The sequence below is a fragment of the Bradyrhizobium sp. Kon56 genome, from assembly GCF_055807635.1.
Window position 1 is genome coordinate 53054 of the sequence record NZ_JBVVOU010000008.1, and the last position, 23020, is coordinate 76073.

Here is a 23020-nt window from a genome sequence, read left to right on the forward strand (position 1 = left end):
GCTCGCTTTGACCGGCTCGGCGCAAGCCGCGGAGACCGTGATCTATCCGCAGATCCCGCGTGACCGGAAATGTGCGGCAATCATCGATGAGGGCGGCGGAAACGTCACCGTGCTCATTCGCTGCAAAGGGTATCTCGATTGGATGGTCTATAGCGGGCTCATTGAGGCGGCCGAGGTGCATACATCTCGGCCAGCTTTTCGGGCCCGGGATATTCGCCTTTCCAAAGCTGAGGAAACGGTGGCCGGTTCAAGATCGCTGGTTCGAGTGCTGCAATTTCAGCGGAGATGAAGTCTGTCTCAAGCTTGATCCTACCATAGAGCGCTACTCCTCCCTGGAAGGCGACCTCTTTGGACTCGGTCCACGCCACTCGATCAAATGGTCGTCTGGTTCCAAGCAAGGCGTTTCTTACTTCATTTACGGCTCGCAGAGTGTTGTCGACAAAATAGACTGTCAGGCTTTGCGCATTCTCGTCTCCCCACAAAGTTCGCCGAGCCGAATTTAGGACTCCGGCGCTTTGTTCGAGACGATCAAAGACGGCTTGCTTACCTTCGTTGGCGCCGAGGCCGGAGAGCGATAGCCCGGCTTCCATAGCATCGAGATTTGCGGTTACGTTCTCGATCAGCATTTTCATGTCCATAAGTTCGGCTGCACGCTGTCGCAGACGCTCGTAGTGGGCAAAGTTGTTCTGCCGGACCAATTCAGAAAGTTGGCGTTGCATAGGCAGAATCGTTCGATATGCGGCTATGCCAGCAACGATCGCTGCGAGAAGCGATACGGCAGCTCCTAAGGCATTTCCGGCAAATCCTATCCAAGCGTCTGGATTGGCGGCGTTGCTTGCGTGCCAAATTGGCCCCGCGATCCCGAGCCACATCGCCGTTGCAAGTATCCACAGGATGGCGACGGTCGTCGCGACGCCTGGCCAATGTCTCTCGTTCATGGAGCTCTTCCCACCTTCGATCACAACGTCAGACTTCGACCGGAGGGGGAGCGCAATGATCGGCGCCAGTGGATTGACAGTCATTCGCTCGCGTAACCGCTTCCCGGAAGCCGACCCGACCTGTCGTTGATGTCAATCCGTCACGTAAGACTTCCCTTCGGCAACCGTCTTTTCCATATAAGCGAGAACAGCTTTCGCAATCGCCTGGGCGTTGTTTTCTGTCCATGGTTTGCCGAGATGTGTTTTCGGCGGTGGATACACGCGCCCGCGGTTCTTTACGTCATGCAGAGCGGCATCAGCGGGCTTGAACTCGACCTTGGCATTCTCAGTTCTAAGATGCTCGATCGAACCATTGGCAATTCGAAGCTCGTTCACCGTGACTGGATTACCTGATCCGTCGTTGCTCACCTTGAGACTCCCTCCAACCGGAGCTGCAATCTTCTCAAGGCCATGTTCATCTGCGTGCCTCGCTTGCTGAATGTAGGCCAGCAATTCGTCCTCGCGGCGCTCTTTCGTGATTTTGCCGAACCAAGCCGAGCTCTTACCTTCGCTCGCCGCTGCAAGCTTCGAGAACACTCGCTGCGAGCCGATCAAGAAGTCGGACCACAACGTCTCCATTTGCGAGGGGTCGACAACCTTGTCCATCTTTCCCGCAAGGTCTCGGCATCGATCAAGCGACTCCGCTGCGGCTTCGAAATTCTTCTTCTTCATGCTCAGCCTCCCGAGGGGAGGATTCCGCAACCGGAGGGCGAGCGCAAGGGCGACCGCGCTGCACCAAGCGGTGGATTGACACCGTTGATCCTTTGACCCGCCGCGACTCAGGTTTCAAGCCTGAAGGTTCGGTGTTTCTTCCGAACTAAATCCCGTGGTGACAACCAACGCTTCCATCATGAGGCGGTTACCGGCCTCTGTTATCTGGACCCAATCCCGCATAGCTCCGGTCGTCGACTGGGCCGTGAACCGAGTGATGAGCCCATACGCCGCAAGTTGAACGATAATCTGGTCGGCACAGACCGAGTTTATGATAGGCGAACGTCCTCGCGTGCTTCCACTTGCATTGAGGTACTTTTGGAAATGAGAGATCGCCGCAGTCGGCGTCTGTGCAACGGCGAGTTTAGGGGCAATTCCCACGAAAATTTTGGACCAGGGCAGAGAGATTGATGACTCGTTTCGCCGTCCATAACGCGCATCAAAATATGAGTACTTGATCAGGTACGCTGCATCTAACGGGGCTATATTTTCCAGCTTGGGCTCAAGTTGAGCTTTTAGGCGCTCGTTCATGCTTTCGAGTGCCTCGTTTCGTATCCGCAATTCATTGATCTGCGCGAGAACGTCTTCATTAGCTTGGACGGAGGCTCTGACCCATCCTTCACCCGGAAATTCCTCGAACGCGACGACGAGCGATTTCATCACGGCTTTGCTTAACGAATTTCGATCGGTCCAGAGGCGAACAAGCCGTCCATTCATCACGTCGGCTTTGAAGCTCTCAAGCTTGGCTACGGTGCGGCTATCTGTATCCACATGTTTGGCTGGCAAACTGGCGAGTACGGCCGAATCTAGGACGAACGCGATGACGATTTTTCCGCTCTCAACAGCGTAACGATATTCCTTCTCGGTAAAGCTCATCCCATCGGCTGCTAGCGAGCCGTACCGCCCCGCAACGATCAGCACGTAATAGTCACACTGGTCGATGACCTTCTTAATGTACTTGAATTGCTCAACATCGATTGCTGGGAAGCCCTCCATCCCAGCCGGAATATGGCCAAGATCAATGATGGCCTCGATCACTTCGCGACGCTCATCGATCAAGTCAGAATAGGTCGAAGAAACGAAAACCTGGTACTTCTTGGATTGCATTGCGTCGGCCCCTCGCTTCACCCTTACCGGAACACGAAGGCGCGCGAAAGCATTCCCAAAGGGGGATAGACAAAATTCACCAAATCATGGTGGACTGGCAGTTGGGTTTGATCACCCGGACCGAGAATAGAGCCGCATTCCCTGGCAGGAATTTGCCCTGACGCCTGGCAGCGTTGGGCGGCGGCTGACGAGCCTTTTGGGCTCTTAACGGACGCGCTTGGCGGCGCGGCTCCGAACCCGACCATATTGGCCGGGGGCGAGCGTGCTGTCCAGAGGGGCAACCCTTAAAAGCGTCTCGACCAGTCTTCTCGGCTGGTGATCAACCCCCGGCTGCCGGTCTGTCACCGGCGACGGCTTTGATCGGCCGAACCGAGAGACCATTATGAAACCCACCCTAGAACGGCCAGCGGACTCCGCTGGTGAGCTTTGCCGTCGGACCGGCTGCAACGTCATCCAGTTGTCCGCCCGCCGTCCACCGCGCGCGCTGCCTCCTCAGAACGTGTCCGAAGTCGAACTGACGCCGGGGGAGATACGAAGGCAATTGCGCCTGCAGCAAGAGCCGCAAACCGAAACCGGCAGGAATGCGAAGCTGCGCCTTCAGCGCCGTGAGGCATGGTGGCAAGCCGAGCGGCAGGTCGAATACTGGAAGGCGTGCATGAAAATGCATAGTGCCATCTACTCCGTTCAACGGGCAGAATTGCCCGAGGGCGCAAACCACCAAAAGGCCGAGCACCGGCATTGGCATCCGATTGTCGAGAGTTACCGAGCAGCAATCGCCAGGCTGCTCTTGACCCCCGCTCACAGGTCCTCGGACATCACATGGAAGCAAAAGGCGCTGGCGGCCGGAGAGCACAAGTACACCGGTCTCACATCCGAGCACATTGAGTTGGCTATCTCTCAGGATCGAGCGTTTCTGGCGTCGCATCCGGTGCGCCGGGTGCGCGAGGAGCGCGAAGCATGAAGCGCCGGCGCAAGATCCACCGAAAGCGCGACCGGCAGCGGCTGATGACGCATCGCCGGCGCCTGAGAGGGTGACCTGCGACTCTGCTAACCCGATCCTGTGATCGGTGCCCGCCGATGCCAATATCTCAGTCTCAACTCCCCGCCGGCTCCCAGGTCGGCGGGCTTCTTTTCTTCACGCTCCATTGCGAAGGTTAGAAGCTCTGGAGCTTCATCCAAAGCGACAGGTTAGCCTTTGGGACTTCCCAGAAGTGGTTGACAGACTTGGGCACCGGTTTGACAAACCTTGCTCTCTCGTCTTTCTGCGAGCGCGCCGACGCCGTTAGCAAGGCCCTGTAGCAAGACCACGATCGCCGTCGCAACGGCAGCGAGCTTGTTTAGGCGCGCTCCCTCCGCCATCGTCCCTACAAGATCGATCGGCTTGCCCATCTTTATTGACCAGGGATGTTTCATGCCCAGCAAATACCCGCCCAGAGCCTTCGGGTCGCCCTCGCACACCGCTACTTTGGATGCCCAATACCAAAGGAGTGCCGATAAAAATCCAACCGGCACTGAAAGCCAAGTGAGAACTGTTTGCGCGATCATCATCGGTCTCAAATTCCTAAATTGAGCTTGCGCGGGTGCTGCGCGTCTGGGTCGGGGAAAAGCAGATCGACGGTTCACAATGGCGGGCCTTACCGTTTCCCGCGCAGCCCCGTGTTGCGCTTATGCTCGCACCATTATGGCTGTGTTGCCAACTTTGCTAGGTTTGACAGCGCGGGGATATTTAAAGACTCGAATTGCCATCGGGGCAAGGGCTGCGCTCCATCATTCTTGAATCCCTCTACCATGGTCTCCAACGGACGCTTGTCTGCGATCCCCAGCACGGGACAAAACTGGTTGAAGTAAGCGGTCGATTCCGATCGCGCAAAAGGCTCGAAGGGGGGCCGAAAGCGGAAGGTCGTGTAGAGTAGAGTGTCGGGAAACCACCGAGCACCCTCTATGGATGCTCGCAGGAAGAGTACGAAGTCAGCTAGCATCACATCAGCGAACCTAATCATACTGATGACGTGGCTCCGCTCCTCCAGGAGATCAGCCCGTAGCGATAACCGACGCAGTTCCTGTTCTTTGGCTGCAAGGCTGCGCATGTAGCGCCGAATGATCTGGAAATTTTTCATCGGCTCGTCTCGGCGATCATCAGGAACGTAGAAGCGCTGCCCAATGAAATTCGAGGCGTCAGCGAACCGCTCATACTTCAGCAACGCTGCGAGCGTATACAAGAACAGCTCGTGCACGATGAAGAGATAGTTGTCGAAATCCCACTCCCGCCAAGAATGCACGTCTTCCGGTTTGTCCATGAGTGGGATGATGCGCTCGAAGAAACGTTGTAACGTCCTGATCAGATCCGGATCTGACTTGGGTGCCGCGGACGCAATGAACTCGATGTATTCATTGCGATACGGCAGGAATCGCTCGATATTGTCGAGAACGGCCTGCGGAAAAACATCCGGAGCACCCGGTGCCAACTTGAAGTCGGCCTTCAACACGTCGACCAGCGTGTCTAGGTAGCTGTTCATGGAGGCGGATGGATTGGCTACTGATCGGCGGATGATTTCAATCGACTGCCGCGCCTTGGATCGCGTTGGACTGGAAGAGCTGTCCTCCGCCAGAAAAGCAGGCATCTCCCCGAGCGATGGCTTCACGTACAGCGGTTTGTCGTAGATCCAACGGAGCAGTTGCTCGAAGTTTGTCCCGTAGAGTTCCGGCGTCATTTCAATGTAGAGACGCGATCCAAGAAACTTCGGCAGGTACGGCTCCCCATTCTCATCCACTTCAGAGACGATTGCCGTAAACTTGGTCTGATCGGCCTTTTTGTAGATCTCCGGGGACATGATTTGCGACTCTGCCCCGACGCCGCCCTTCCGTCCGTCCGCCTTTTCGGCGTACCTCTTGTCACAAACAATGATGACCTTTTTGACTGCAGGGTCGGTGACCATCAATTCCATGAACTGATATGCGTCGTTTCCCTCCCTCAAATTCCATTTGTCCAGGACGACGTCGACGCCGCCCTCAACCAACTGAGTGGCAAGATCCATCACCCATCGCTCGTGCTCCGGTGAGGACCAACTGTAAGAAACGAACGCGCGGGGCGCGGAAGGCTTGTCGCTGGTCAAGGGGCGCTCCGAAAACTGCCGAATCGGGATCACCAATGGTGACACGAAGCTTGGCAACCTACTTGTGATTGTGGAGGTTCGTCCCGCTATTCACAGATCAAGCCGGCCCGGTCATCCGCGAGAGCGAACTGCGCGAGCTACTGCGCCTCGTGGGTGTGAGGATGGTTAGCCTACTCGTCGTCCTCGCCTGCAAGGAAGCTGTCGACAGCGCGAGCCACTTCGGCCCGAGGTACGGGCGGCCGTGCCATTTTCTTTCGAGACCACACTAACGCCTGGTATGTGCCACCTTCCGCTTTCGCTTGTTCAATGTTCAGCGAAAGGAAGCGGTCAACGGAGAAGTGGTCCCAATGGTGTTGATCGCTTTTGTCCTGAAGAAATATTGGCTTCTTTTGATCGATGGAAATGGCTAGGTGCACGAGTGGCAGCTGCTCGACCTCCTTGAGCATGAAGTGAAGCTCAAGCGCACGTCGATCGGCGTCCCGAACCGGCACGAAGCGTGTCCCCATGTCTGGCCTCCCCGAAATAAACAGTGCCGCCAGTATACCGGGACCGGTCGGGCTTGACGATGCAATCCCTCGGAGCCTCATCAGATCGGGGCGCGACATCAGCACAAAACCCACCGCGTGAAGCCTCACGGGTGGTGATCAGGTCGGCGCCGTTTCCTGCGATGCAGGGGGCATCTATCGGATCGTTTCCCTTGCGGGGGATCCTCGCCTTCCAGGCCCTTATCCTCGCGGAGGGCCAACAACATCCAGGCTTTCCCGACAAGCGGAGGCTGGTACTGGATGCTCAGGGGCGTGTCCCTTGCGGGAGCCTTGTCCGAGCAAATCGGGTCTAGAGGCGTCGCCTCTGCTTCGCAAGAAGCCTTGACGGACATCCCCTAGCCGGAGTCTGATCCGCCGCATGGGGCAGCATCAGCAGGACATCGACGAACTCGCACGCATGGAGCGCATCTGCCGGGATTTGGCCGGCGAAAGCACCCTGCCCCTCGAACGCGCCGCCCTGATCGAGATGGCCGGCCGCTACAGCGCCGCGGCTGGCGAGCGCGCGCAGCAGCTATGCGTTCGACCTTCCCATGACCTTCCCAATCAGAATTCCTGGGAAGGAAAGACGCTGCTTTTGTGCGGTAAGTGCTTGAAAAAACTGGTCGGGGCAGCTGGATTCGAACCAACGACCTGCAGTACCCAAAACTGCCGCGCTACCAGGCTGCGCTATACCCCGAATGTCCGGCGAGCCCCGTCGATACACGCTTCCCAAAGCGCCAGCAAGCCTTCCAAAGGCGCGAGCAAGCTTCCCAAAAGACCGCCAGGACGGGGCAATAAGCCCTCCCGCCTACTTGCTGCCGAACAGCGGGTGGCCCACGCGGTCGCCGGCGCGGATGCCATATTTCTGCGCCGTGCCTGCCACCACCTCCAGAACAGCCCGCGCGGGCCCCCTGGATGAGATGATCTTTGTCGACATCGGCTCGGTATTTTCGGCGATGCGCAGAATTCGGCCGTCGGCGCGAATGAAGATCATGTCGAGCGAGACGTAGGTGTTCTTCATCCACATCGACACCTCCTGCTCGGGATTAAAGTCGAACAGCATGCCTTTGCCGTCCGCCAGTTCCTTACGGTACATCAGGCCAGTCTGCTTCTCTTCCTCCGTCGTCGCGACCTCGACCGAGAACACCTGCACGCCGTTCCTGGTGACGATCTCGAGGGGCTGGAAGCTGGCGGCGCGCACGGGTGCGCTCGCGACGGCACAGCCGGCGATGACAAGGATGGCGGCAAGCCAGCCCTTCGCAAGGGCGAAGACGGCCTTTCGATCGAAATTCATGGATGGCTCTCGAGGCGTGGGACTGGACCAGTCCTTACGTGGCGGTCACCGGAAAAGCCAGAGGCGCGCCGGCCAGCCAGCGCGCCTCTGCTCACGATCGCGGGAATGGAATTAGTGGGACGAAACCGGCGATCCCGTCTCGGGATGGATCTCGGCCGCCATCATGCCCTTGGAGCCGGGCCCGAACCGGACCAGGACATACTGGCCGGGCCGCAACTCGGTCATGCCGAAGCGGCGCAGCGTCTCCATGTGCACGAAGATGTCGGGGGTGCCCTCGCCGCAGGTCAGGAAACCGAAACCGCGCAGCCGGTTGAACCATTTGACCTGAGCCCGCTCCAGCCCGCTGGTCGCCGTCACCGTGACATGGGTGCGCGGCGGCAGCATCTGCGCCGGATGGATCGCAGTCGACTCGTCCATCGAGACCACGCGGAACGCCTGGTAGCCCTTGGCGCGCTGGATGCACTCGACGACGATGCGGGCGCCCTCGTAGGCGGTCTGGAAGCCGTCGCGCCTAAGCACGGTGACGTGCAGGAGCACGTCGGGCCAGCCATTGTCGGGAACGATGAAGCCGTAGCCTTTTGAGGCGTCGAACCATTTGATGACGCCGTGAACCTCGACGAGGTTGGCGCTGCTCTCACCAAGTCCGGTGAACGGACTGAGTGCACTGTCGCGACCGCCACCGCCGTGTTCGCCCACCGCGGGAACTCCGACCTTCTTGGACTCAAATCCGTCCGACGACCCCATAACCCCGGACCCCACACATGCCATGCAACCCGCCTGAATGGCGGCGCCGAATCACGCGTCTTTAGAGAATCTTCTCAACTCGACGCGACGCGAATCTTTCGACTCAAAAGATAACACTCCCGGTTGCGACGCATAGACAAAAAAGAGATTCGGCGGAACCTATGAACAGCTTGCACAGCCGCGAATCAAATTGCTGCCTCAATTACCGACAAAGGGCCCCAGCGTTTCGCCGATGTCGTGGCGGATCACAAGGTCGGCGATGTCGTCCTGCTCGGTTGGCTCGCGATTGACGATCACCAGGCGTGCACCTGATTCCTTCGCCATCATCGGAAAGCCCGCGGCCGGCCATACCACCAGCGAGGAACCGATCGCGATGAAGAGATCGCAGGCTTGCGACAGCGCCGTCGCGCGCTGCATCTCGTCCTCGGGCATTGTCTGGCCGAAGGAGATCGTGGCGGTCTTCACCGGCTCGTCGCACACGGTACAGTTGGGCGCGGCGCCCTCCTCGTCGAAGCGGCGCTTCACCCAATCAAGCGGATAGGCCTGCCCGCATCCAATGCAGCGCGCATACGTGGTGTTGCCGTGAAGTTCGATCACGTGATCGCTTGCGACGCCGGAGGCCTGATGCAGATTGTCGATGTTCTGGGTGATGATCGCGGGAACCTTGCCGGCGCGGTAGAGTGAGGCGAGCGCGCGATGGCCGCGGCCGGGCTTGGCCGCCGCAAAGACCTCCTTCATGGCGAAGCGCCGGCGCCAAGATTCGTCGCGCGCCTCCTGGCTGGCGACGAACTCGTCGAACGGGATCGGGCGGTTGCGCGTCCAAATTCCGCCCGGCGAGCGAAAGTCGGGGATGCCGCATTCGGTCGAGATGCCGGCGCCGGTGAACGGCACGATCCGTTTGGCTTCGGCGATCATGTCGCCAAGACGCTCGACGCCGCTGCGAAGATCCGATGCAATCAACGCCGCCTCCCGTTTTGCTTTTGTTTTACTGATTTGTTTTTGCGCTAGCTGCAACATGCGCAAGCGACAAGATTATTGACGCTGTTCTCCACCGCCACGCAAGACATGGTCGGCAATTTTTTCCGACCCTCGCTTATCACAATCCTGCAATGCCTCCTCCCCATTGACGCCCCAATCAGAAGCGCCAATGCATATGTTGACGCGACTCAACGTGATTGCGGCGGCAGTGCTTGGGTTCAGTAGGACACATACTCACGTGCAGAGGGGATTTAACATGACCGAGGACGAACAACGCAAAATCCGCGAACGCGAAGAGATCGCCGCCCGTGTCGCCGCCTTCCGTGCCACCCAGGAAAAATTCAAGCGCGAACGTGAAGAGTATTTCGTGTCGACGCTCGACAACGCGCGCAAGGCGGAACGGCCCTCGCTCTGGCCGTAACGACACCGGATCACCGAGCATGAAAAAAGCCCGGAGCATTGCTCCGGGCTTTTCGTTTGTTCAGCCGTTACCAGTGACGGTAATAATGGTGGCGGCGGTAGTATGGTCCATCACCGTAATAAGCGTAGGGACCAGGGCCGTAGGCATAAGCGGGGCCGCCATAGTAGCCATACCGCGGGCCGTAGCCATAGCCGTAAGGATGCGACGCGGCGACGGCGCCCGCGGTGATGGCGCCGGCGGCAAGACCGAACGCGAGGCCCGGACCGATGCCGCGGCCGCGCGCCTCGGCAGGCGAAGGCGCCGCGACCGCGGTCACGCCAACGGCCGCGACGGTAGCCAGAACTGCCAGTGTCTTCCTCATCATGAATCTCCTCCTTCGTATCTCGCACAGAAAACGCCGGCGCGTTGCTATGGTTGCGCGCAAGCCTGTGGAACCGAGTTCGGAATAAATCCGGCCACGCATGGAACGGGCACGCGTTCCGCGAATTGTTTGCTCAAGTGCGGAAGCCTCCGCCGTCCGGTTGAGGCAACAGCACGAAGACCCCGTCAGCATCACCGATGCTGGCGGGGTTTTCAGTTCCACGCACAGCATTGGCAATGCGCCACAATTGCTGCCAGCGGGGAGCCGAGGAGGATAAAGTGCCGATATCCACGTTGCTGGCCCGTATCCGCAGGCTCGTTCCCAGATCCGGAGATCAGCATTACGACGAGATCGTCCGCAGTTTCGGTGTCGGTACGCTGCGCCCGCCGCCGACCCCGATGAGCGACGGCGAACTGGCGCGGGCGATTGCCGAGTTCCTTAAGGAACAGCCGTCGAGCGAGTCCGTAGGCGCCCTCGGCCGGCGGCTCGACCCCACCACCCCACTTTGAGGCGCCGGTCCGCCTTTGTCCGGGAACATGCGCTTCGCGCGCACGTTGGCGTAGCCTTCAAGGAGAAAGGAGGCCGACATGCCCGTTTGGCTCGAAATCCTGCTCAACCTGTCCGGCTATGCCGGCTTCGTGGCGCTCGCCTCACACGGCACCGCGTGCCCAAGCAATTGCGCCGACCATCAGACCTCCACCGACGACCGTTAATTCGTGTGCGGTAGCTGGCCCGCCGTACGCATCAGCCTGTCGGCTTTGACCGCGACACGCGTGTCCTCGAGCTGTGGCCGCAGCGAGACGCTGATCACCACGAAAGCCAGACAAAAGAGCGTGCCGACGATGGCGATGCGCCGGTAGGTGTGGCGGTCGCCCTGATAAAAGGACGGTTCTGAAAAAGGTGTCATGAATTCGTTCTTGGCAAAATTGCTTGTTGGCCAAAGTCGCTTGTTGGCCAAAGTCGGATCGCGTCTTCGCCAGACACCTATCGCAAGTGGCGGCAAGTGCAACGCGATTGCGCTTTTAACCTAACCGAATAGGGTTATCGGCTTCGCGGCAAGCTTCCGTTAGGAGTTCGCCAAGCCTCTTCAGAACAAGCGTCTTCAGAACACGCGTCTTCAGAACTCGGCGAGCCGCTTCAGGCTCGCGCGAAAACCGAGGCTGCGATGGCCTGCGACCAGCACGGTGCCGAACACCTCGGCCGTGTCGTCGCTGAACGTCCCGGAGAAGCCGCTCGTTGCCTCCACTCCGCCGAACAGCGGCCGGGCGAAGCCATCCGCAAACGGCGTGTGCTGGTTGGTGACAAGCTCGCCCTTCCAGGTCCCGTGTTTCGAAGGGCCGTTGTTCGAATTGCCGTTCCGGATCGTGTAGGCGCCGCGCGACCAGAAATACGGCCCGCCGCCGAGCAGAACGCCGTCACGCAGAATCAGCACGCCGCTGTCGCGGCCCTTCACGCCGTCGAGCATGTGGATGTGGATGGAATAAAGCCCGTTCTTCATGTTGCGTCCGCCGGGGCAACGATAGCGCCGGAGACGGAGAGCGTCGAGAGAGTGAAGCGAAGGTGTGGTGATCCGTCGTCCGGCATTGTTCCAGCTTCGCCTGCCTTTCGTTCTAGGAGAACGAATCGGAATCGCAGAAATCGGCAGTCGCATGCAAACGAGCGCCGTCGCCAACGATCGCGCGCTCACATGGCGTCTTCGGACTTCGACCGCGGTGGCACCTGCGACACCGAGGGCCTGTCGTTGCGCAAGCGCGGGTGCCGGTCGTACCAAAACACTTTTGCGATCTCGGCGAACATCTCGAGCAACAGCACGCATCCATGTCGCGTCTCCCTCGCCTCACTCGTAGCGAGGACAGGCGAACGGGACTGTGCGAAGCATCACGCCGGCTTGGTCAGGAAAGGCGTGTCCCGGATCGACACAGAAGCCACGACTTGTTCTGGATCCGACTCCATTTCGTTCGCAAGGAACGAATCGGAGTCGAGAAATCCAGCGCAAAACGATCCCTAACGATCGGTGAAGGCGCGCGCGATTGCATCGAGATAGTGCGATGCTCATCACGCCGCTCGCTTCGCCGTATCCTTCGATAGAGCCTTCTCCGAAAAGCATTCGAGGATCTGGATGCGGAGTTCTTCCGCGGCCGGACCATCAAGCTTCCTGAGCTGATTCCAGAGCCTGATCACTTCGCGTTGTTTCTCGACAGTCATGGGCACCTCCAAAGAATGTCGCTGCCAAAAGAGATGCCTCACTAGAACAAAATGGGAACAACAAGTCCAGCCCCTCCCGTGAAATTCGCCGGGCACATCGCCTTGAGCCTTCCGCGCGCCGACGGTTGCTTTTTAGGTTTTCAACCTTAAGTTCGAGCCACGGCGCGGCGGCTAGGCGCTGAAATCCCTTCCCCGCCAGCCAAGAAGGCCCCGTGCGAAAGCGCGGGGTTTTTCTTTTGGGGAACGCGCCACCGCCCTCCCCGTTAGTCATTCCGGAGCTAGGGATCGTGACCAGAAAATACTACGCCGTCGAAGTGGTGCGTCAGATCGAAGAGACCGTGGAGATCATGGTCGAAGCGCCGGATCAGACCTCCGCACATGATGCAGCGCTCGCGCACCTGAAGGCGCGCGGCTCCGAATATCAGTGGCTCAATCCCAAATGCGATCTCATCGTCTGGCGCGAGCGCCAGGTCGATACGCCGGCGATCATCGACGTGTCCGTATCGCCGGACTAGCGGCCGGAACGAGTTTTCCCGCCCCGCGTTGTCAGGTCGAATTCGGTGGTGCTGGCGGCATGTCGCAACGCGGCCGACCAGCTTGAAGAGCCCCGGTCCCCAAGACCGGGGTTTTTCTTTGAGGCGGCCGCACGGAGGCGACTCGATTCGAACGAGGGCCCGAACAGCAAAGCAGCCACCCGGGTGTTATGCCGGGTGGCTGCTTTGAGAACTGTCGACGCTCGCCCCTGTCCGCCTGTTAGACCAGCAAAGTCAGACCGACAAATTGTCGGTCATGCCGGGTGGGACTTCGCCTTGCTTGGTCCGCTCGGCGAGAAGCTCCTTTTCGGCCTCATACCAGAAGGTGTCCATCGTGCCTGCGGGCTCGCCAGCCTCCTTCCAGAGGTGATAGGCCCGATTTCGAATCTCTTCTTCGCTGAGACCAGTCATGTGATTTCTCCCTTTCGGAAGCAAAGCCTGACGACGCCCTAGAGTTCCTTAAGAGAGTTCCTTATTGGTTCAGCACAAGCAAGCAATCATTGCAGCGCTCCGCGAAAAGAAGCCTCCGCAACGAAAACGCGAGCCCTTAGACGGAGTCTTTGGCCACCTTCAGCGGCGAGGCCTTCACCGACTTGCTCGCCGGCTTCGCGGCGAACTGCATCGGCTCCTTGGTGAAGGGATTGACGCCCATGCGAGCTTCGGTCGCCGGCTTGTTCACCACCGACATCTTCACGAAGCCGGGAATGACGAACTCGCCGGACTCGTTGAGCTCCTTGTAGCCGACCGTCGCCATGTACTCGATGACCGACTTCACGTCGTTCTTCGACAGCTGCGTGCCCTCGGCAATTGCATCGATCAACTGAGTCTTGGTCATCTTCGCCATGTCTGAATTTCCTTCTGTGCGCGCGAGCAGGCTTTGCTCAAGACGCGGTCCGACCGCGCAACGCGCTTCTGTTTCATGCCAACTTTCATGAAGTGACGGGGCTTAGAACCCATCGACGCCCAAAACGCAAGCAGGGGTTCTGCGGAGGGCCGGACGCCCCGGCAAAGATGCCGCAGCTTGCGCCGTTTTCGCGTTGAACCATTTTCTCCCTGAGCCGTCTAACTCTTTGAAGTCCCCAAGCTTCACCCCCATCAGAGAGCCCCGCTTCCCCCAGGCGGGGCTTTCGTCTTTGCCTGGACCCGGCCCCGCACTGCCGATCAGGCTGGCCCCCGAGGTCTGCGCCCGGCCACCCCGGTGACCGTCACAAGGCAGGTTCTCTTTTTCGGCCATCTCCTGCATAATGCGGCATGGCAAAAACAAAAGTGACCTTCAAAACCGTCCGCATTGCAGACAACGACTGGAAAATCCTGGCGGATTACCCGGACAGCGAACAGCGCGAAATCAAGGGCTTCACCAGCAAGGCAGACGCCGACGACTGGATCAATGGCGACCGCAAGATCGCGTGGCTCCGCTCCCAGGGATACGCCAAGTAAACCGCACATGAGTCACGCGCGTATCGCGTGACACCCGTATGGGTATGAGGCGCGCTTCGTCCCTCCCGCTCCATAGGTTCTTTCCGTGCCGGCGCCTTGCCGAGCAAGCGGCAACGCCCGCGCGTCCTATCGGCTGGACGGGAGCGCCTGGTCGATAAACCTTTGGCTGGGCATGCGCCGTTGAGACTTCAGTAACCTAACGCCTCCAAACTCCTCTTAGTATCGTTGCGTTGGAGTACCCCACAGTGCTGGATTTTAACGAGCTGCGTGAACTCGCGGCCGATGTTCGCGTGTTCGTCGACATTGCCGAAGACAAGGCCGAAGCGCTTCGCGCCGTCATCACAGCCTATGACGTGGTGCTCGCGATCTTCCCGTCGGGAGAGGGCATGGGTCTCCACGTCATCAAGGGCGGCGAGATCCTGGACAGGATTGCAAACTCACGAACCAATACGAGCTACAGCCACACGGCCATTGCGGTTCCCGACCTGGAGCACGCGGAAGTGCTCAAGCACCTGACGGGCCCGGCCGATCAGCGGCTTGCGGCTTAGAGCGTTTTCAAGTTCGCGCGACGAAAACGCGTCACAACAATCTGGAGCGGTTCTGATTCAAGCAGAACCGACAACGCCTCGTTGCAGACGAGAATTTTTGCACTCCGGAACGCCTTGTTTTAGGAACACGGTTTCTGCGCTCCCGTTGGCCCACACAACCAACCAGGAGTTTGAGATGAAGAAGCTCGTCATTGCGACCGCCGCCCTCGGCCTCATGTGCGGCTCTGCCTTGGCCCAGACCCAGACCGGCCCCGCCGCGCAGTCCGACAACATGCAGAAGCCCGGCATGACCAACACGGACAAGGGCACGATGAGCAGCGGCACGACCGGCGTGAGCCATGACGGCATGAGCAAGGGCGGAATGGTGAGGCCCGACGCCTCCGGCCAGGGCGGCTCCGGCCCGGGCAGCGACCAGGGCGGTACCAAGACCCGCAGCAACAAGAAGTAAGCCGGTTTCCTGTACGGCTCGCTTCCCGGCCGCGTCGCTTCCACAAGCGGCGCGGCCATTTCATGAGAAGGGTCTTTGGAACCTGTCGAATGCACTCCTCACAATCGTGCGCGCACCGGAACGGTCAGGTCTTGCCGCGAGTTGCCCATCTCCAGCAAGGAGATCGTCATGAGCGTTGAAGGTAAAGTGAAGGAAGGCGCCGGATTCATCAAAGAAGAGATGAACGAACACGGCAAGTCCCCCGAGAGCCAGAAGAAGGCCCAGGAAGGTCGCGACTTGCGCAACGAAGGCCGGATCGAAGACGGCAAGCCGCCGAAGACGACGAAGCCGGGCACCGGTCACTAGATCGCGTTCGAAACCCCGTTTGGTGAAAGCCGCCCCTGGTCATGTCAGGGGCGGTTTTTCACGTTCATGACCAGCCGATACGTGCCCATGCGATCTTCCGAAGCTGTGATCCTCCGAAGGTGCAGTCCTACAAAAATAGCCGGAGGCTCGAAGCATGCAGGGCGATGGCTGGTAGAACGCTCCGGCTGTTGTATGGTCGAACGTTTCTTGTGAGGGGCTGATGAAGATTGCCATTGTTGTCGCCGGCTTGATCGTTGTTGTTGCCGCCGTTCTCGTGGCGGTACAGCCCGGCTTTCTAAAGCCTGCGTCTATGGCGCTCGTGAAGAAGTCCGACATCCTCGGCTTTTCGCCATGGATGACATTCGACGAAACCAACAAGCTCGTCACGCAACGTCGCTACCGCTGCCGTCAGATTCGCGATTCCTACGTCCTGGAGTGCGCAGTCGACGGCGCCAAGGTCACGATCTTTGCCGACGACGTTGACCCTGGGAATCCCGATCCCAAACATCCCATCTGGCGCGTCATTGCGGAGTTGAACAATCCGGGTCCCCAAGACGCTGCCGTCAAATCGATCTCCGACCAGTTCAACGCCCAGCCAACCAGGGACGCCCGGGACGGATGGATATGGACTGTCGGCCGTGGGCTCAAGCTGAGCTACGACGGCGCCGCCTTGAAGCTGGTGGACGAGGCTGAGGAAATCAGGCGTGGCAAGCAGGAAGGAAAGCGCTAGGGAGCGCGACGCCGGGTGCCCTTCAGTGACGAAACCGGTTGACGGCCAACAGCGGCAGCCATGATCCCAGCACCATGCAGATCGCAATGGCTGCGACTAGGACGTATTTCAGGGGATGTTGCGAGGACGCGAGCGAACCTTCGAGGTGAAGGTATGGCAGCATCGCCTCCACGGCCATCCCGATCAGGGCAACCGCAACCAGCCCGCCAACCGCCGAAGCGAACAGGTTGACGATCCATCCGATCGCGCCGCGCTCGTTCGACCAAGCCTCGTAGATCGCGACAGCCAGCATCACGAGCACAAAGACCAGCATGAAGCTCATCGAGCCGCCGACGCTCGCCTTCGACCCGAAGATTTCCACCAGCAGCATGGCCGCCACCGCGAGCAGTGTGATCGCCTTCACGACTTTCCTCTTTGGTGTCTCAGCACATAGGCCGCGAAGCCAATTCCGATGCCGAGCAGGCTTTGCAGCATGGCGGTTGGTCGCGCCGGGCTTCGCCGGGGTTCAACAAATTGCACTCGGAGAACTGCAGGACCGCCGCGCAGTGACGACCGAAGGCCGGGGACCGATCTATGCAGCTTGCCTATTGGAAAGCCGCTCGAACGCCGTGATGGCCCGGTTGGCCAGCATGAGGCGTCTGTGCTCGCCCTTGCGGACCATCTCTTCGACGGCGGCCGAGAGAAAGCGGCTGGTGAACGGCGCGTCGCTGACTTGTCCGGTGCGCTCCAGATAATCCCAGGCGATCTGCACGGAATGTTCGATGAGATGGGACAGGTTCTCGCTCATGCAGAACCTACGCTTGGCGGGAGCGCTTGTTCCGCGCTGGCCAGTAGGTCGGTTCTTCATGGCAGATCTCGAGACGTTCAATTTCCGCACGTTTTCGACTGACGAACAAATGAGGAACGACAAGCGCGCGCCGACGTTAGGTGGAAAAGGAGAGATCGCGATGGCTGACAAGACAGCTGACAACACCGGGGACAACACACAAAAGGATCCGAAGGATTGGGTTTCCGGCGACGACCCGATGACCGGCGCCCAGGAATCCTACCTCAAGACCCTCGCCGAGCAGGCGCACAAGCCCCTCCCCAAGAAGGATCTGACCAAGGCAGAGGCGTCAGAGCTGATCGACACGATGCGGCAAAAGGCCGGGCTCGAGAAGTAGACAGCGGGCATGTACGCCCCGCCCCTGCGAGACGGAAGAACATGACTCACCGATGATCAGCAGTGTCGCGGGAAGGTTGCAGGCGTTCGGCCAACGCTGCATTCACAAACGTTGAGCGCGCTGCATTTCGTCGGGCACAGACAGCGTCGATTGAGCGCACGATCCCGCAATGTCGATTCCACAACTTCAATGCCGGGATCGCGGCCTGTCGCTTTGCGAGCCGGGCACTCATCCTGCTTTGCCTTGCTTCACGTCATGTACGATGTCACCGATGGTGCTTCCCACGACAATCGCGGCAACAACAGGCCAACCGGCGGCTACCATAAGGATGGCCCCGTAGCGCATGTCTTCGCCGGGCCGTTTGTAACTGTCTCGGCCCGAGAACAGGAGCACCGCGATCAGGCAGCCAACTGCGTATCGTCTAAACCATTTCACGACGAGAGACCTTCGTTTACGGGCATTCGTCGCCTCGAACTCCGTCGTGGTTCATGATGTCGGCCGTCCGGCCGCTCGCCGGCAGGCGAAATTTCAGACGATCATGCAAGGCGCGTCAGGCGCCTTGCATGACCTGCTGCCGCTCATTTTCTTGAGCGCGCTGAGCATCGGCTCCGCGCCGAGCTCAGTTCTGTCACTTCGGCAGATCGCGGATTGCCAGCTTGATGACTGTAAGGACAACGAAAGCGGGCGCCCCGTAAACGATGGCGTTCACGGCCCAAGTGATGGCGACGCCCAAGAAAACGGAACTGCCGACAGCTCCCCAGAAAAGGTAAGCTGCGGATATACCCGGCATCTCCCATGCCATCACAGGGGTGGAGTAGTCGGTTAGCTGCTCCATGACGAGCAGCACCGTCGAGACGAGGGCCCCGATTGCCAGTGCGACGGTGAGAACGGATTTCATTGTCTTCAAAGGCCCAACAGCGCCATCACGATCGGAATCATAAAAAAGGCTGCCAGGCCGAGGAGGCCTCCTACGGCAATCTTCACCCAACGCCGTTGAATTTTCGGCTCGAGCCATGTCGCCAGTTTGACCCAGAGCGCATACGCCCATCCGGCAACAATCGAGCGGATAAGTGCAAACAGAAGCTCGCCTAGAATATTGGCCATAGCGGTTAGTCGCGTCAGTTCCGCGGGGAGTTCATCTGCCAACGGCTAAACAACCCCGTGTCCCCCGTGAGTGAGGTGGCCCAGTTCTGCGATTTGCGTCACGTTCTGAGGACCCGGTTAGCGCTGTGGGGCTTCGTGAAGGGCTCGTTTTCTAGCGCTTGAGCAATGCCATCGCCATTCACGGCGCGCTCGGCGCGGCATCGTGACTGCTGACATCAGGGTGGCAGCAGCGGTGTGCGACGAGCCCCGCGATGCCGCTCAAATCTGCGGTCAACCAAAGGACATGCCATGAAGTTCGCCTCCACTCGCCTGATCGCTACTGACATCAAAATCATGGTTTCGTTCTACGAAATGGTGACCGGATGTTCCGCCGAATGGCTCGCGCCGGTGTTCGCCAAGATCGTGACGCCGGGCGCCAACCTCGCAATCGGCGCAGCCGAGACGGTCACGCTCTGGAAAGAAAACAGTGCCGAGCCCGGCGCGAACCGCACCGCCGTGATCGAGTTTCAGGTTGAAGACATCGATGCGGATTATCAGCGCCTGAAAGACAAGGTTACGCTGGTGCACGAGTTGAAAACGATGCCATGGGGCAACAGGACGTTCCAGTTTCGCGACCCCGAAGGCACGGCGGTATCGCTCCTCATGCCGCCGATCGAGCAGGCCGGACACCGCCTCGCGGCGCAATAGGTCGCGGCAGCAGACCGCCCCGCACACACAGCCAATGGCGCGTGTGCGGCACTGGATTTTCGGTGAGAGTGCATTGAAATTTCGCCGGCTGATTTACTTCATCAGCCGGCTTCACCCTCATGCACATGTGCACCCGCCCCCTGCCCCTCCCCGGATTTTCCTGCTATCTCCTACTCCCTTCGGCTCGGCCGAACCAAAAACCCTCCATCCACCCAGGGAGCAACAACCATGCGATACCTCCACACCATGCTGCGCGTGCGCAATCTCGATGTCGCGCTGAAGTTTTACCAGGAAGCGCTGGGGCTGAAGGAGGTTCGGCGGATCGAGAACGACAAGGGGCGTTTCACGCTGGTGTTCCTGTGCTCGTCGGACGATCTCGAGGCGCTGAAGAAGCAGCCGCAGACGCGCGGCGCGCCGCTGGTCGAGCTCACCTGGAATTGGGACGAGGAAAAATACGGCGAGGATCGCTTCTTCGGCCATCTCGCCTATGAAGTCGACGACATCTACGCGACCTGCGAGAAGCTGATGAAGGCCGACGTCACCATCAACCGTCCGCCGCGCGACGGCAACATGGCCTTCGTCCGCTCGCCGGATTTGCACTCGATCGAGCTGTTGCAGAAGGGCGATCCGAAGCCGCCGCAGGAGCCGTGGTCGTCGATGCCCAACATCGGCCATTGGTAGGCCTTTTTGCCGGAACCAGCCCCTCTCCTAAGCGTTCTCTCTTCGACAATGCAATTGGAGGAGGACGCGATGGGACGCGGAATTTTGTTGTGGATGCTGGGCGTGCCGATCCCGGTGATCATCTTGCTGTGGCTGTTCTTCGGCCGCTGATCGCCTGACCAGGCTTTGCCTTGCAATGAAAGCTCCGCCTCGGGCGGAGCTTTTTGCATGCGGACCTTTTGCATGAGAGGATCGGCGCAATCGCCCGTCGCTCGCCGCAGTGAATTCCGCTATTACCCGCGCCGAAAGAAGCGCCGCGGGAGGATGATGTGCCGGACCAAAAACTGACGATCTGGGGCCGCGCCAATTCGGTCAACGTGCAAAAGGTGCTGTGGTGCCTCACCGAGCTCGGCTTGGCTTACGAGCGCATCGACGCCGGCATGGCGTTCGGCAAGACCCGCGACGCCGACTATCTCGCGATGAATCCCAATGCGCGGATCCCGACGCTGGTTGAGGGCGACTTCACGCTGTGGGAATCCAATTCGATCATGCGCTATCTCTGCCTCGCGCATGGGCGCGGCACGCCGATCTATCCCGAGGCGCCGAGGCTGCGCGCCAGCGTCGACCGCTGGCTCGACTGGACGCTGTCGATGGTGCAGCCGGTCGACCGCCCGGTGTTCTGGGGCATCGTGCGCACGCCGCCCGCCGAGCGCGAGATGATCCAGGTGCAAAAGGATGCCGATGCCGCCGCCGAGGTCTGGGCCATCGCGGACCGCCTGCTCTCCACGCGTCCGTTCATGGACGGCGATGCGTTCACGCTCGCCGACATCGCGGTTGGCGCCTATGCGCGGCGCTGGCTCGGCGTCGAGGGCATCACCCGGCCCGCGCAGCCGCATCTGACGCGCTGGCTCGCCGAACTCGGCAAACGGCCCGGTTTTGCGCAATTTGTGGCACCGCCGATGTCGTGAGCGGTGGCGCGGCTTAAAGTCCGTTACGAGCACGATGAATCGGCATTTTGCCGCGCGGCGCCGGGAGATGGCGGCTACTGTGCATGGGGTTGTTTTCGCGTCTTTTTGTTTAGGGCCAGCCGCGCTCGAACAGCAGCACGCAGAAAATCAGCACGAGCGTGACCGCCGCGGTGCCCAGCCGCGCAGTCCAGCTCAGGCCGCGGCCGACCCACCACAGCAGCGCGCAATACATCACGAACGGGACGATGATCTCGGGCCGCATGATGTCCGGCGGCATGGGGGCTCAGCGCCTGACCGTGGTCTCGACGCTGATCGAGCCGCCGATCTTGACGCAGGTGCCGGTGCTCTCGACCAGATGGAAGCCGCGGCCATAGGCGGCGCAGGAGCCCGCTTTCGCGCTCCCGCCGGCACCCTTCAGCGGCAAGGCCTTGCCAGCCTGTGGGCGCTCCGGAGGCGGCAGACGCAAGGCTTCCGCCGCGGCCGCGGACGTCGTCAGCAACGAGATCAGGATGAGGAGCGGCGCACGCATGCAGGCCGTTCTAGCCCGGACCGGCGTCGCGCGCCATCGGGGTCGCTTTGCCCGGGGATCAGATGAACTTGATGCCGGCCGATTTGCCGCGGCGCCACACCACCTGGCAGCTCCGCCCGGTCCGCGCATCGCGCGCGAACGCCATCCGGATCACGCCCGGGAGCTGGCTCGCATCCTCGTCCAGCGTGATCTTGGCGCCCGTGGCGGAGATGTCCTGGACCAGGCATTGCCGCGCTGCGAATCCGCCGTCGAGCGTGATCCAGGCATGCTGCGACAGCGACTTGCGGGCTGCGCGCTTCTTGGGCGGTGGCATCGGCTTAAATTCTCCCAGTCCAGCGCTAGCTCAGGGAACCTAAGAAACCGTTGAATTCGGCCGACCGATCCTTGGGTGGGATGCTATCCACCGGTGCCAAAAGACCGTTCCCGAACCGCTTGCCCAGGGCGCCAAAGGCCATTATAGGTTCGCCCGCTGCAGCCGCCGGGCATGACTCGGGCGGCCAGCGGCCGTGCCGCGAAAAGCGGCGGGGCCCTGGGTTTGCTCCCTTCGTCTATCGGTTAGGACGCCACCCTTTCACGGTGGAGAGAGCGGTTCGATTCCGCTAGGGAGCGCCATCATCCGGCGTTAGATGACAGGGCGAATCTGCCGCCCCGCATGAACCTCCCTGCCCCTCGCCTCCGACCAATGTCCAGACTGAACCGGATGCAGGCCGATGGCGCAGCACAAATCTCCCTCGGACGACCAGGCCGGGATTGCCTCGCCGGCGCTGCCGCCATGGATCCACCGCACGGCAGCCTACGTGCCGGAGCGGCGCGCCAGAATGCTGGAGCACATGGCGCGCGCCAGGTCGCTGCCTCGGGCAACGCCTGCGTCGGAGCCGTCGCATACGGCCGGCACGAACATTCTCGGGGACGCCTGCGGCTACGCCGTCCTGTTCGGCATCATCGCGCTGCTGTTTCAGTCGCGCGTTCCTCTCTACCTCGGCGCCTTTCTCTTCTTCACCGATGGCGAGCGCATCGAACTCGCTCTTGCAAAGATCGGCATCCGTCTCGAGCTTGGTACGATCGGGCCCGACATCATCAAGGGCTTCGTATCCCTGTTCGGATGGTTCGCGCTGCTGGCATCGCTGAAAGCGTCCGTCCCCGCCTGGCTCGCGACATGGATGCTTCCAGACACATCGTGGTCCTTGCTCGCCGGAATCGCTCTTTTGTTCGCCATCGTCGAAGCATTCGCAACGCGCGCGATGCAGCATGCATTGCCGTGGTTCGGATTTGAGAGGCGACCGAGCGGCCTGGCCTGCGCGACGATCAAGCTCGCTATGGCCCTTGGCGTGCTGGCTCTGCTGGTGCTGCTCGGATGACGCGATCGTGAGGTCACGGGCCTGACAATCGCGGCGCTATGCCGCCCGCCCCGATCTGCGCATTTACCGGAAATT

38 protein-coding genes and 2 tRNA genes are annotated in these 23020 nt (G+C 60.3%); 16 read left to right on the forward strand and 24 right to left on the reverse strand.

The genetic code is table 11. The annotated features are described in order from the left end of the window. Positions 1-158: 158 nt before the first annotated feature. From AC0L3B_RS15045 to AC0L3B_RS15055, 3 genes are all read right to left on the reverse strand, one after another. Entirely contained in the window at positions 159-938 is a 780-nt protein-coding gene (locus AC0L3B_RS15045; protein ID WP_473380651.1) for a hypothetical protein, read from the reverse strand. Positions 939-1070: 132 nt separating this feature from the next. Beyond that, the gene (locus AC0L3B_RS15050) at positions 1071-1649 is read right to left on the reverse strand and encodes a hypothetical protein (protein ID WP_473380652.1); all 579 of its coding nucleotides are present in this window, start codon (positions 1647-1649) and stop codon (positions 1071-1073) included. A gap of 114 nt (positions 1650-1763) precedes the next feature. Further along, positions 1764-2795, reverse strand: a complete 1032-nt coding sequence (locus AC0L3B_RS15055) for a DUF4062 domain-containing protein (protein WP_473380653.1) — start codon at positions 2793-2795, stop codon at positions 1764-1766. A gap of 382 nt (positions 2796-3177) precedes the next feature. On the opposite strand from AC0L3B_RS15055, the gene AC0L3B_RS15060 reads away from it, so the two are divergent. Further along, on the forward strand, positions 3178-3756 hold the full coding sequence (locus AC0L3B_RS15060) for a hypothetical protein (RefSeq protein WP_473380654.1): 579 nt from the start codon (positions 3178-3180) through the stop codon (positions 3754-3756). A gap of 227 nt (positions 3757-3983) precedes the next feature. Here the strand turns inward: AC0L3B_RS15060 and AC0L3B_RS15065 are convergent, their stop codons facing one another. The 7 genes from AC0L3B_RS15065 to AC0L3B_RS15095 all read right to left on the reverse strand — a co-directional run bounded on the left by AC0L3B_RS15065 (position 3984) and on the right by AC0L3B_RS15095 (position 9430). Next, positions 3984-4343: a hypothetical protein gene (locus AC0L3B_RS15065; protein ID WP_473380655.1), complete on the reverse strand. Its 360-nt coding sequence runs from the start codon at positions 4341-4343 to the stop codon at positions 3984-3986. A gap of 131 nt (positions 4344-4474) precedes the next feature. Continuing rightward, positions 4475-5908, reverse strand: coding sequence for an SEFIR domain-containing protein (locus AC0L3B_RS15070; protein ID WP_473380656.1), 1434 nt, complete (start codon positions 5906-5908; stop codon positions 4475-4477). Between the two features lie 170 nt (positions 5909-6078). Further along, positions 6079-6414 (reverse strand): hypothetical protein, encoded by a 336-nt coding sequence (locus tag AC0L3B_RS15075; RefSeq protein ID WP_473380657.1) that lies wholly within the window; start codon positions 6412-6414, stop codon positions 6079-6081. Between the two features lie 638 nt (positions 6415-7052). Next, positions 7053-7129: transfer RNA gene (locus AC0L3B_RS15080), tRNA-Pro, on the reverse strand. A 111-nt stretch (positions 7130-7240) separates the two neighbouring features. Then, the gene (locus tag AC0L3B_RS15085; RefSeq protein ID WP_018457758.1) at positions 7241-7726 is read right to left on the reverse strand and encodes a DUF192 domain-containing protein; all 486 of its coding nucleotides are present in this window, start codon (positions 7724-7726) and stop codon (positions 7241-7243) included. 111 nt (positions 7727-7837) lie between these two features. After that, positions 7838-8470 carry a cold-shock protein gene (locus tag AC0L3B_RS15090; RefSeq protein ID WP_018457757.1) on the reverse strand — a complete coding sequence of 211 codons (633 nt, stop codon included), beginning with the start codon at positions 8468-8470 and terminating at the stop codon, positions 7838-7840. Between the two features lie 198 nt (positions 8471-8668). Then, positions 8669-9430, reverse strand: a complete 762-nt coding sequence (locus tag AC0L3B_RS15095; RefSeq protein WP_018457756.1) for an SIR2 family NAD-dependent protein deacylase — start codon at positions 9428-9430, stop codon at positions 8669-8671. 274 nt (positions 9431-9704) lie between these two features. Here AC0L3B_RS15095 and AC0L3B_RS15100 point away from each other — a divergent pair, with 274 nt between their 5' ends. Next, entirely contained in the window at positions 9705-9869 is a 165-nt protein-coding gene (locus AC0L3B_RS15100; protein ID WP_018457755.1) for a hypothetical protein, read from the forward strand. A gap of 67 nt (positions 9870-9936) precedes the next feature. On the opposite strand, the gene AC0L3B_RS15105 is transcribed toward AC0L3B_RS15100, so the two are convergent. Beyond that, positions 9937-10230: a hypothetical protein gene (locus AC0L3B_RS15105; protein WP_026233439.1), complete on the reverse strand. Its 294-nt coding sequence runs from the start codon at positions 10228-10230 to the stop codon at positions 9937-9939. A 278-nt stretch (positions 10231-10508) separates the two neighbouring features. Between AC0L3B_RS15105 and AC0L3B_RS15110 the strand changes: the two genes are divergently transcribed. Beyond that, the gene (locus AC0L3B_RS15110; RefSeq protein ID WP_026233438.1) at positions 10509-10739 is read left to right on the forward strand and encodes a hypothetical protein; all 231 of its coding nucleotides are present in this window, start codon (positions 10509-10511) and stop codon (positions 10737-10739) included. Positions 10740-10817: 78 nt separating this feature from the next. Next, positions 10818-10943: a hypothetical protein gene (locus tag AC0L3B_RS15115; protein WP_256464728.1), complete on the forward strand. Its 126-nt coding sequence runs from the start codon at positions 10818-10820 to the stop codon at positions 10941-10943. Here the strand turns inward: AC0L3B_RS15115 and AC0L3B_RS15120 are convergent. From AC0L3B_RS15120 to AC0L3B_RS15135, 4 genes are all read right to left on the reverse strand, one after another. Next, the gene (locus AC0L3B_RS15120) at positions 10940-11137 is read right to left on the reverse strand and encodes a hypothetical protein (RefSeq protein ID WP_247296834.1); all 198 of its coding nucleotides are present in this window, start codon (positions 11135-11137) and stop codon (positions 10940-10942) included. The genes AC0L3B_RS15115 and AC0L3B_RS15120 overlap by 4 nt on opposite strands. A 210-nt stretch (positions 11138-11347) precedes the next feature. Continuing rightward, positions 11348-11728, reverse strand: coding sequence for a GrlR family regulatory protein (locus AC0L3B_RS15125; RefSeq protein WP_368508061.1), 381 nt, complete (start codon positions 11726-11728; stop codon positions 11348-11350). A gap of 185 nt (positions 11729-11913) precedes the next feature. Next, on the reverse strand, positions 11914-12042 hold the full coding sequence (locus tag AC0L3B_RS15130; RefSeq protein WP_446480309.1) for a hypothetical protein: 129 nt from the start codon (positions 12040-12042) through the stop codon (positions 11914-11916). Positions 12043-12285: 243 nt separating this feature from the next. After that, positions 12286-12435 (reverse strand): hypothetical protein, encoded by a 150-nt coding sequence (locus AC0L3B_RS15135; RefSeq protein WP_018454370.1) that lies wholly within the window; start codon positions 12433-12435, stop codon positions 12286-12288. A 287-nt stretch (positions 12436-12722) separates the two neighbouring features. Here AC0L3B_RS15135 and AC0L3B_RS15140 point away from each other — a divergent pair, with 287 nt between their 5' ends. Further along, a complete protein-coding gene (locus AC0L3B_RS15140; protein WP_473380658.1) occupies positions 12723-12950 on the forward strand; it encodes a hypothetical protein in 228 nt (75 codons plus the stop codon). 252 nt (positions 12951-13202) lie between these two features. On the opposite strand, the gene AC0L3B_RS15145 is transcribed toward AC0L3B_RS15140, so the two are convergent. Together AC0L3B_RS15145 and AC0L3B_RS15150 are read right to left on the reverse strand one after the other, a co-directional pair. After that, on the reverse strand, positions 13203-13379 hold the full coding sequence (locus tag AC0L3B_RS15145) for a DUF2934 domain-containing protein (protein ID WP_018454372.1): 177 nt from the start codon (positions 13377-13379) through the stop codon (positions 13203-13205). A 136-nt stretch (positions 13380-13515) separates the two neighbouring features. After that, positions 13516-13812 (reverse strand): HU family DNA-binding protein, encoded by a 297-nt coding sequence (locus tag AC0L3B_RS15150; RefSeq protein WP_007591377.1) that lies wholly within the window; start codon positions 13810-13812, stop codon positions 13516-13518. A 407-nt stretch (positions 13813-14219) separates the two neighbouring features. On the opposite strand from AC0L3B_RS15150, the gene AC0L3B_RS15155 reads away from it, so the two are divergent. The 5 genes from AC0L3B_RS15155 to AC0L3B_RS15175 all read left to right on the forward strand — a co-directional run bounded on the left by AC0L3B_RS15155 (position 14220) and on the right by AC0L3B_RS15175 (position 16476). Beyond that, positions 14220-14405 carry a hypothetical protein gene (locus AC0L3B_RS15155; protein ID WP_007591378.1) on the forward strand — a complete coding sequence of 62 codons (186 nt, stop codon included), beginning with the start codon at positions 14220-14222 and terminating at the stop codon, positions 14403-14405. Positions 14406-14650: 245 nt separating this feature from the next. Further along, positions 14651-14953 (forward strand): hypothetical protein, encoded by a 303-nt coding sequence (locus AC0L3B_RS15160; protein ID WP_018454373.1) that lies wholly within the window; start codon positions 14651-14653, stop codon positions 14951-14953. Positions 14954-15128: 175 nt separating this feature from the next. Further along, on the forward strand, positions 15129-15401 hold the full coding sequence (locus AC0L3B_RS15165) for a hypothetical protein (protein WP_247368482.1): 273 nt from the start codon (positions 15129-15131) through the stop codon (positions 15399-15401). A gap of 168 nt (positions 15402-15569) precedes the next feature. Then, positions 15570-15746 carry a hypothetical protein gene (locus AC0L3B_RS15170; RefSeq protein WP_007610124.1) on the forward strand — a complete coding sequence of 59 codons (177 nt, stop codon included), beginning with the start codon at positions 15570-15572 and terminating at the stop codon, positions 15744-15746. A 220-nt stretch (positions 15747-15966) separates the two neighbouring features. Next, on the forward strand, positions 15967-16476 hold the full coding sequence (locus tag AC0L3B_RS15175; protein ID WP_446480308.1) for a hypothetical protein: 510 nt from the start codon (positions 15967-15969) through the stop codon (positions 16474-16476). Between the two features lie 22 nt (positions 16477-16498). Here the strand turns inward: AC0L3B_RS15175 and AC0L3B_RS15180 are convergent, their stop codons facing one another. Beyond that, positions 16499-16879, reverse strand: a complete 381-nt coding sequence (locus tag AC0L3B_RS15180) for a hypothetical protein (RefSeq protein ID WP_018454376.1) — start codon at positions 16877-16879, stop codon at positions 16499-16501. A gap of 168 nt (positions 16880-17047) precedes the next feature. Further along, entirely contained in the window at positions 17048-17263 is a 216-nt protein-coding gene (locus tag AC0L3B_RS15185) for a hypothetical protein (RefSeq protein WP_018454377.1), read from the reverse strand. Between the two features lie 160 nt (positions 17264-17423). Between AC0L3B_RS15185 and AC0L3B_RS15190 the strand changes: the two genes are divergently transcribed. Beyond that, positions 17424-17639 carry a DUF3072 domain-containing protein gene (locus tag AC0L3B_RS15190; RefSeq protein WP_026232720.1) on the forward strand — a complete coding sequence of 72 codons (216 nt, stop codon included), beginning with the start codon at positions 17424-17426 and terminating at the stop codon, positions 17637-17639. A 628-nt stretch (positions 17640-18267) separates the two neighbouring features. On the opposite strand, the gene AC0L3B_RS15195 is transcribed toward AC0L3B_RS15190, so the two are convergent. Beyond that, complete coding sequence (locus tag AC0L3B_RS15195) at positions 18268-18537, reverse strand: hypothetical protein (protein WP_018454380.1); 270 nt, start codon at positions 18535-18537, stop codon at positions 18268-18270. A gap of 5 nt (positions 18538-18542) precedes the next feature. Further along, on the reverse strand, positions 18543-18785 hold the full coding sequence (locus tag AC0L3B_RS15200) for a hypothetical protein (RefSeq protein WP_245288382.1): 243 nt from the start codon (positions 18783-18785) through the stop codon (positions 18543-18545). A 246-nt stretch (positions 18786-19031) separates the two neighbouring features. On the opposite strand from AC0L3B_RS15200, the gene AC0L3B_RS15205 reads away from it, so the two are divergent. The 3 genes from AC0L3B_RS15205 to AC0L3B_RS15215 all read left to right on the forward strand — a co-directional run bounded on the left by AC0L3B_RS15205 (position 19032) and on the right by AC0L3B_RS15215 (position 21058). Then, positions 19032-19430, forward strand: a complete 399-nt coding sequence (locus AC0L3B_RS15205; RefSeq protein ID WP_446480307.1) for a VOC family protein — start codon at positions 19032-19034, stop codon at positions 19428-19430. 228 nt (positions 19431-19658) lie between these two features. Continuing rightward, entirely contained in the window at positions 19659-20111 is a 453-nt protein-coding gene (locus AC0L3B_RS15210) for a VOC family protein (protein WP_473380659.1), read from the forward strand. A 308-nt stretch (positions 20112-20419) separates the two neighbouring features. Further along, positions 20420-21058, forward strand: coding sequence for a glutathione S-transferase family protein (locus AC0L3B_RS15215; RefSeq protein WP_085353458.1), 639 nt, complete (start codon positions 20420-20422; stop codon positions 21056-21058). A 109-nt stretch (positions 21059-21167) separates the two neighbouring features. On the opposite strand, the gene AC0L3B_RS15220 is transcribed toward AC0L3B_RS15215, so the two are convergent. Genes AC0L3B_RS15220 through AC0L3B_RS15230 form a run of 3 tightly spaced genes read right to left on the reverse strand, consistent with a single transcriptional unit; the run spans position 21168 to position 21900 of the window. Next, the gene (locus AC0L3B_RS15220) at positions 21168-21335 is read right to left on the reverse strand and encodes a hypothetical protein (protein ID WP_018454385.1); all 168 of its coding nucleotides are present in this window, start codon (positions 21333-21335) and stop codon (positions 21168-21170) included. A 6-nt stretch (positions 21336-21341) separates the two neighbouring features. Next, positions 21342-21587, reverse strand: coding sequence for a hypothetical protein (locus AC0L3B_RS15225; protein ID WP_204511122.1), 246 nt, complete (start codon positions 21585-21587; stop codon positions 21342-21344). 58 nt (positions 21588-21645) lie between these two features. Next, on the reverse strand, positions 21646-21900 hold the full coding sequence (locus AC0L3B_RS15230) for a PilZ domain-containing protein (protein WP_007591415.1): 255 nt from the start codon (positions 21898-21900) through the stop codon (positions 21646-21648). A gap of 224 nt (positions 21901-22124) precedes the next feature. Between AC0L3B_RS15230 and AC0L3B_RS15235 the strand changes: the two genes are divergently transcribed. Both AC0L3B_RS15235 and AC0L3B_RS15240 read left to right on the forward strand, forming a co-directional pair. After that, positions 22125-22199, forward strand: a tRNA-Glu gene (locus AC0L3B_RS15235). 98 nt (positions 22200-22297) lie between these two features. After that, complete coding sequence (locus AC0L3B_RS15240) at positions 22298-22945, forward strand: hypothetical protein (RefSeq protein ID WP_446480306.1); 648 nt, start codon at positions 22298-22300, stop codon at positions 22943-22945. Positions 22946-23020 lie beyond the last annotated feature (75 nt).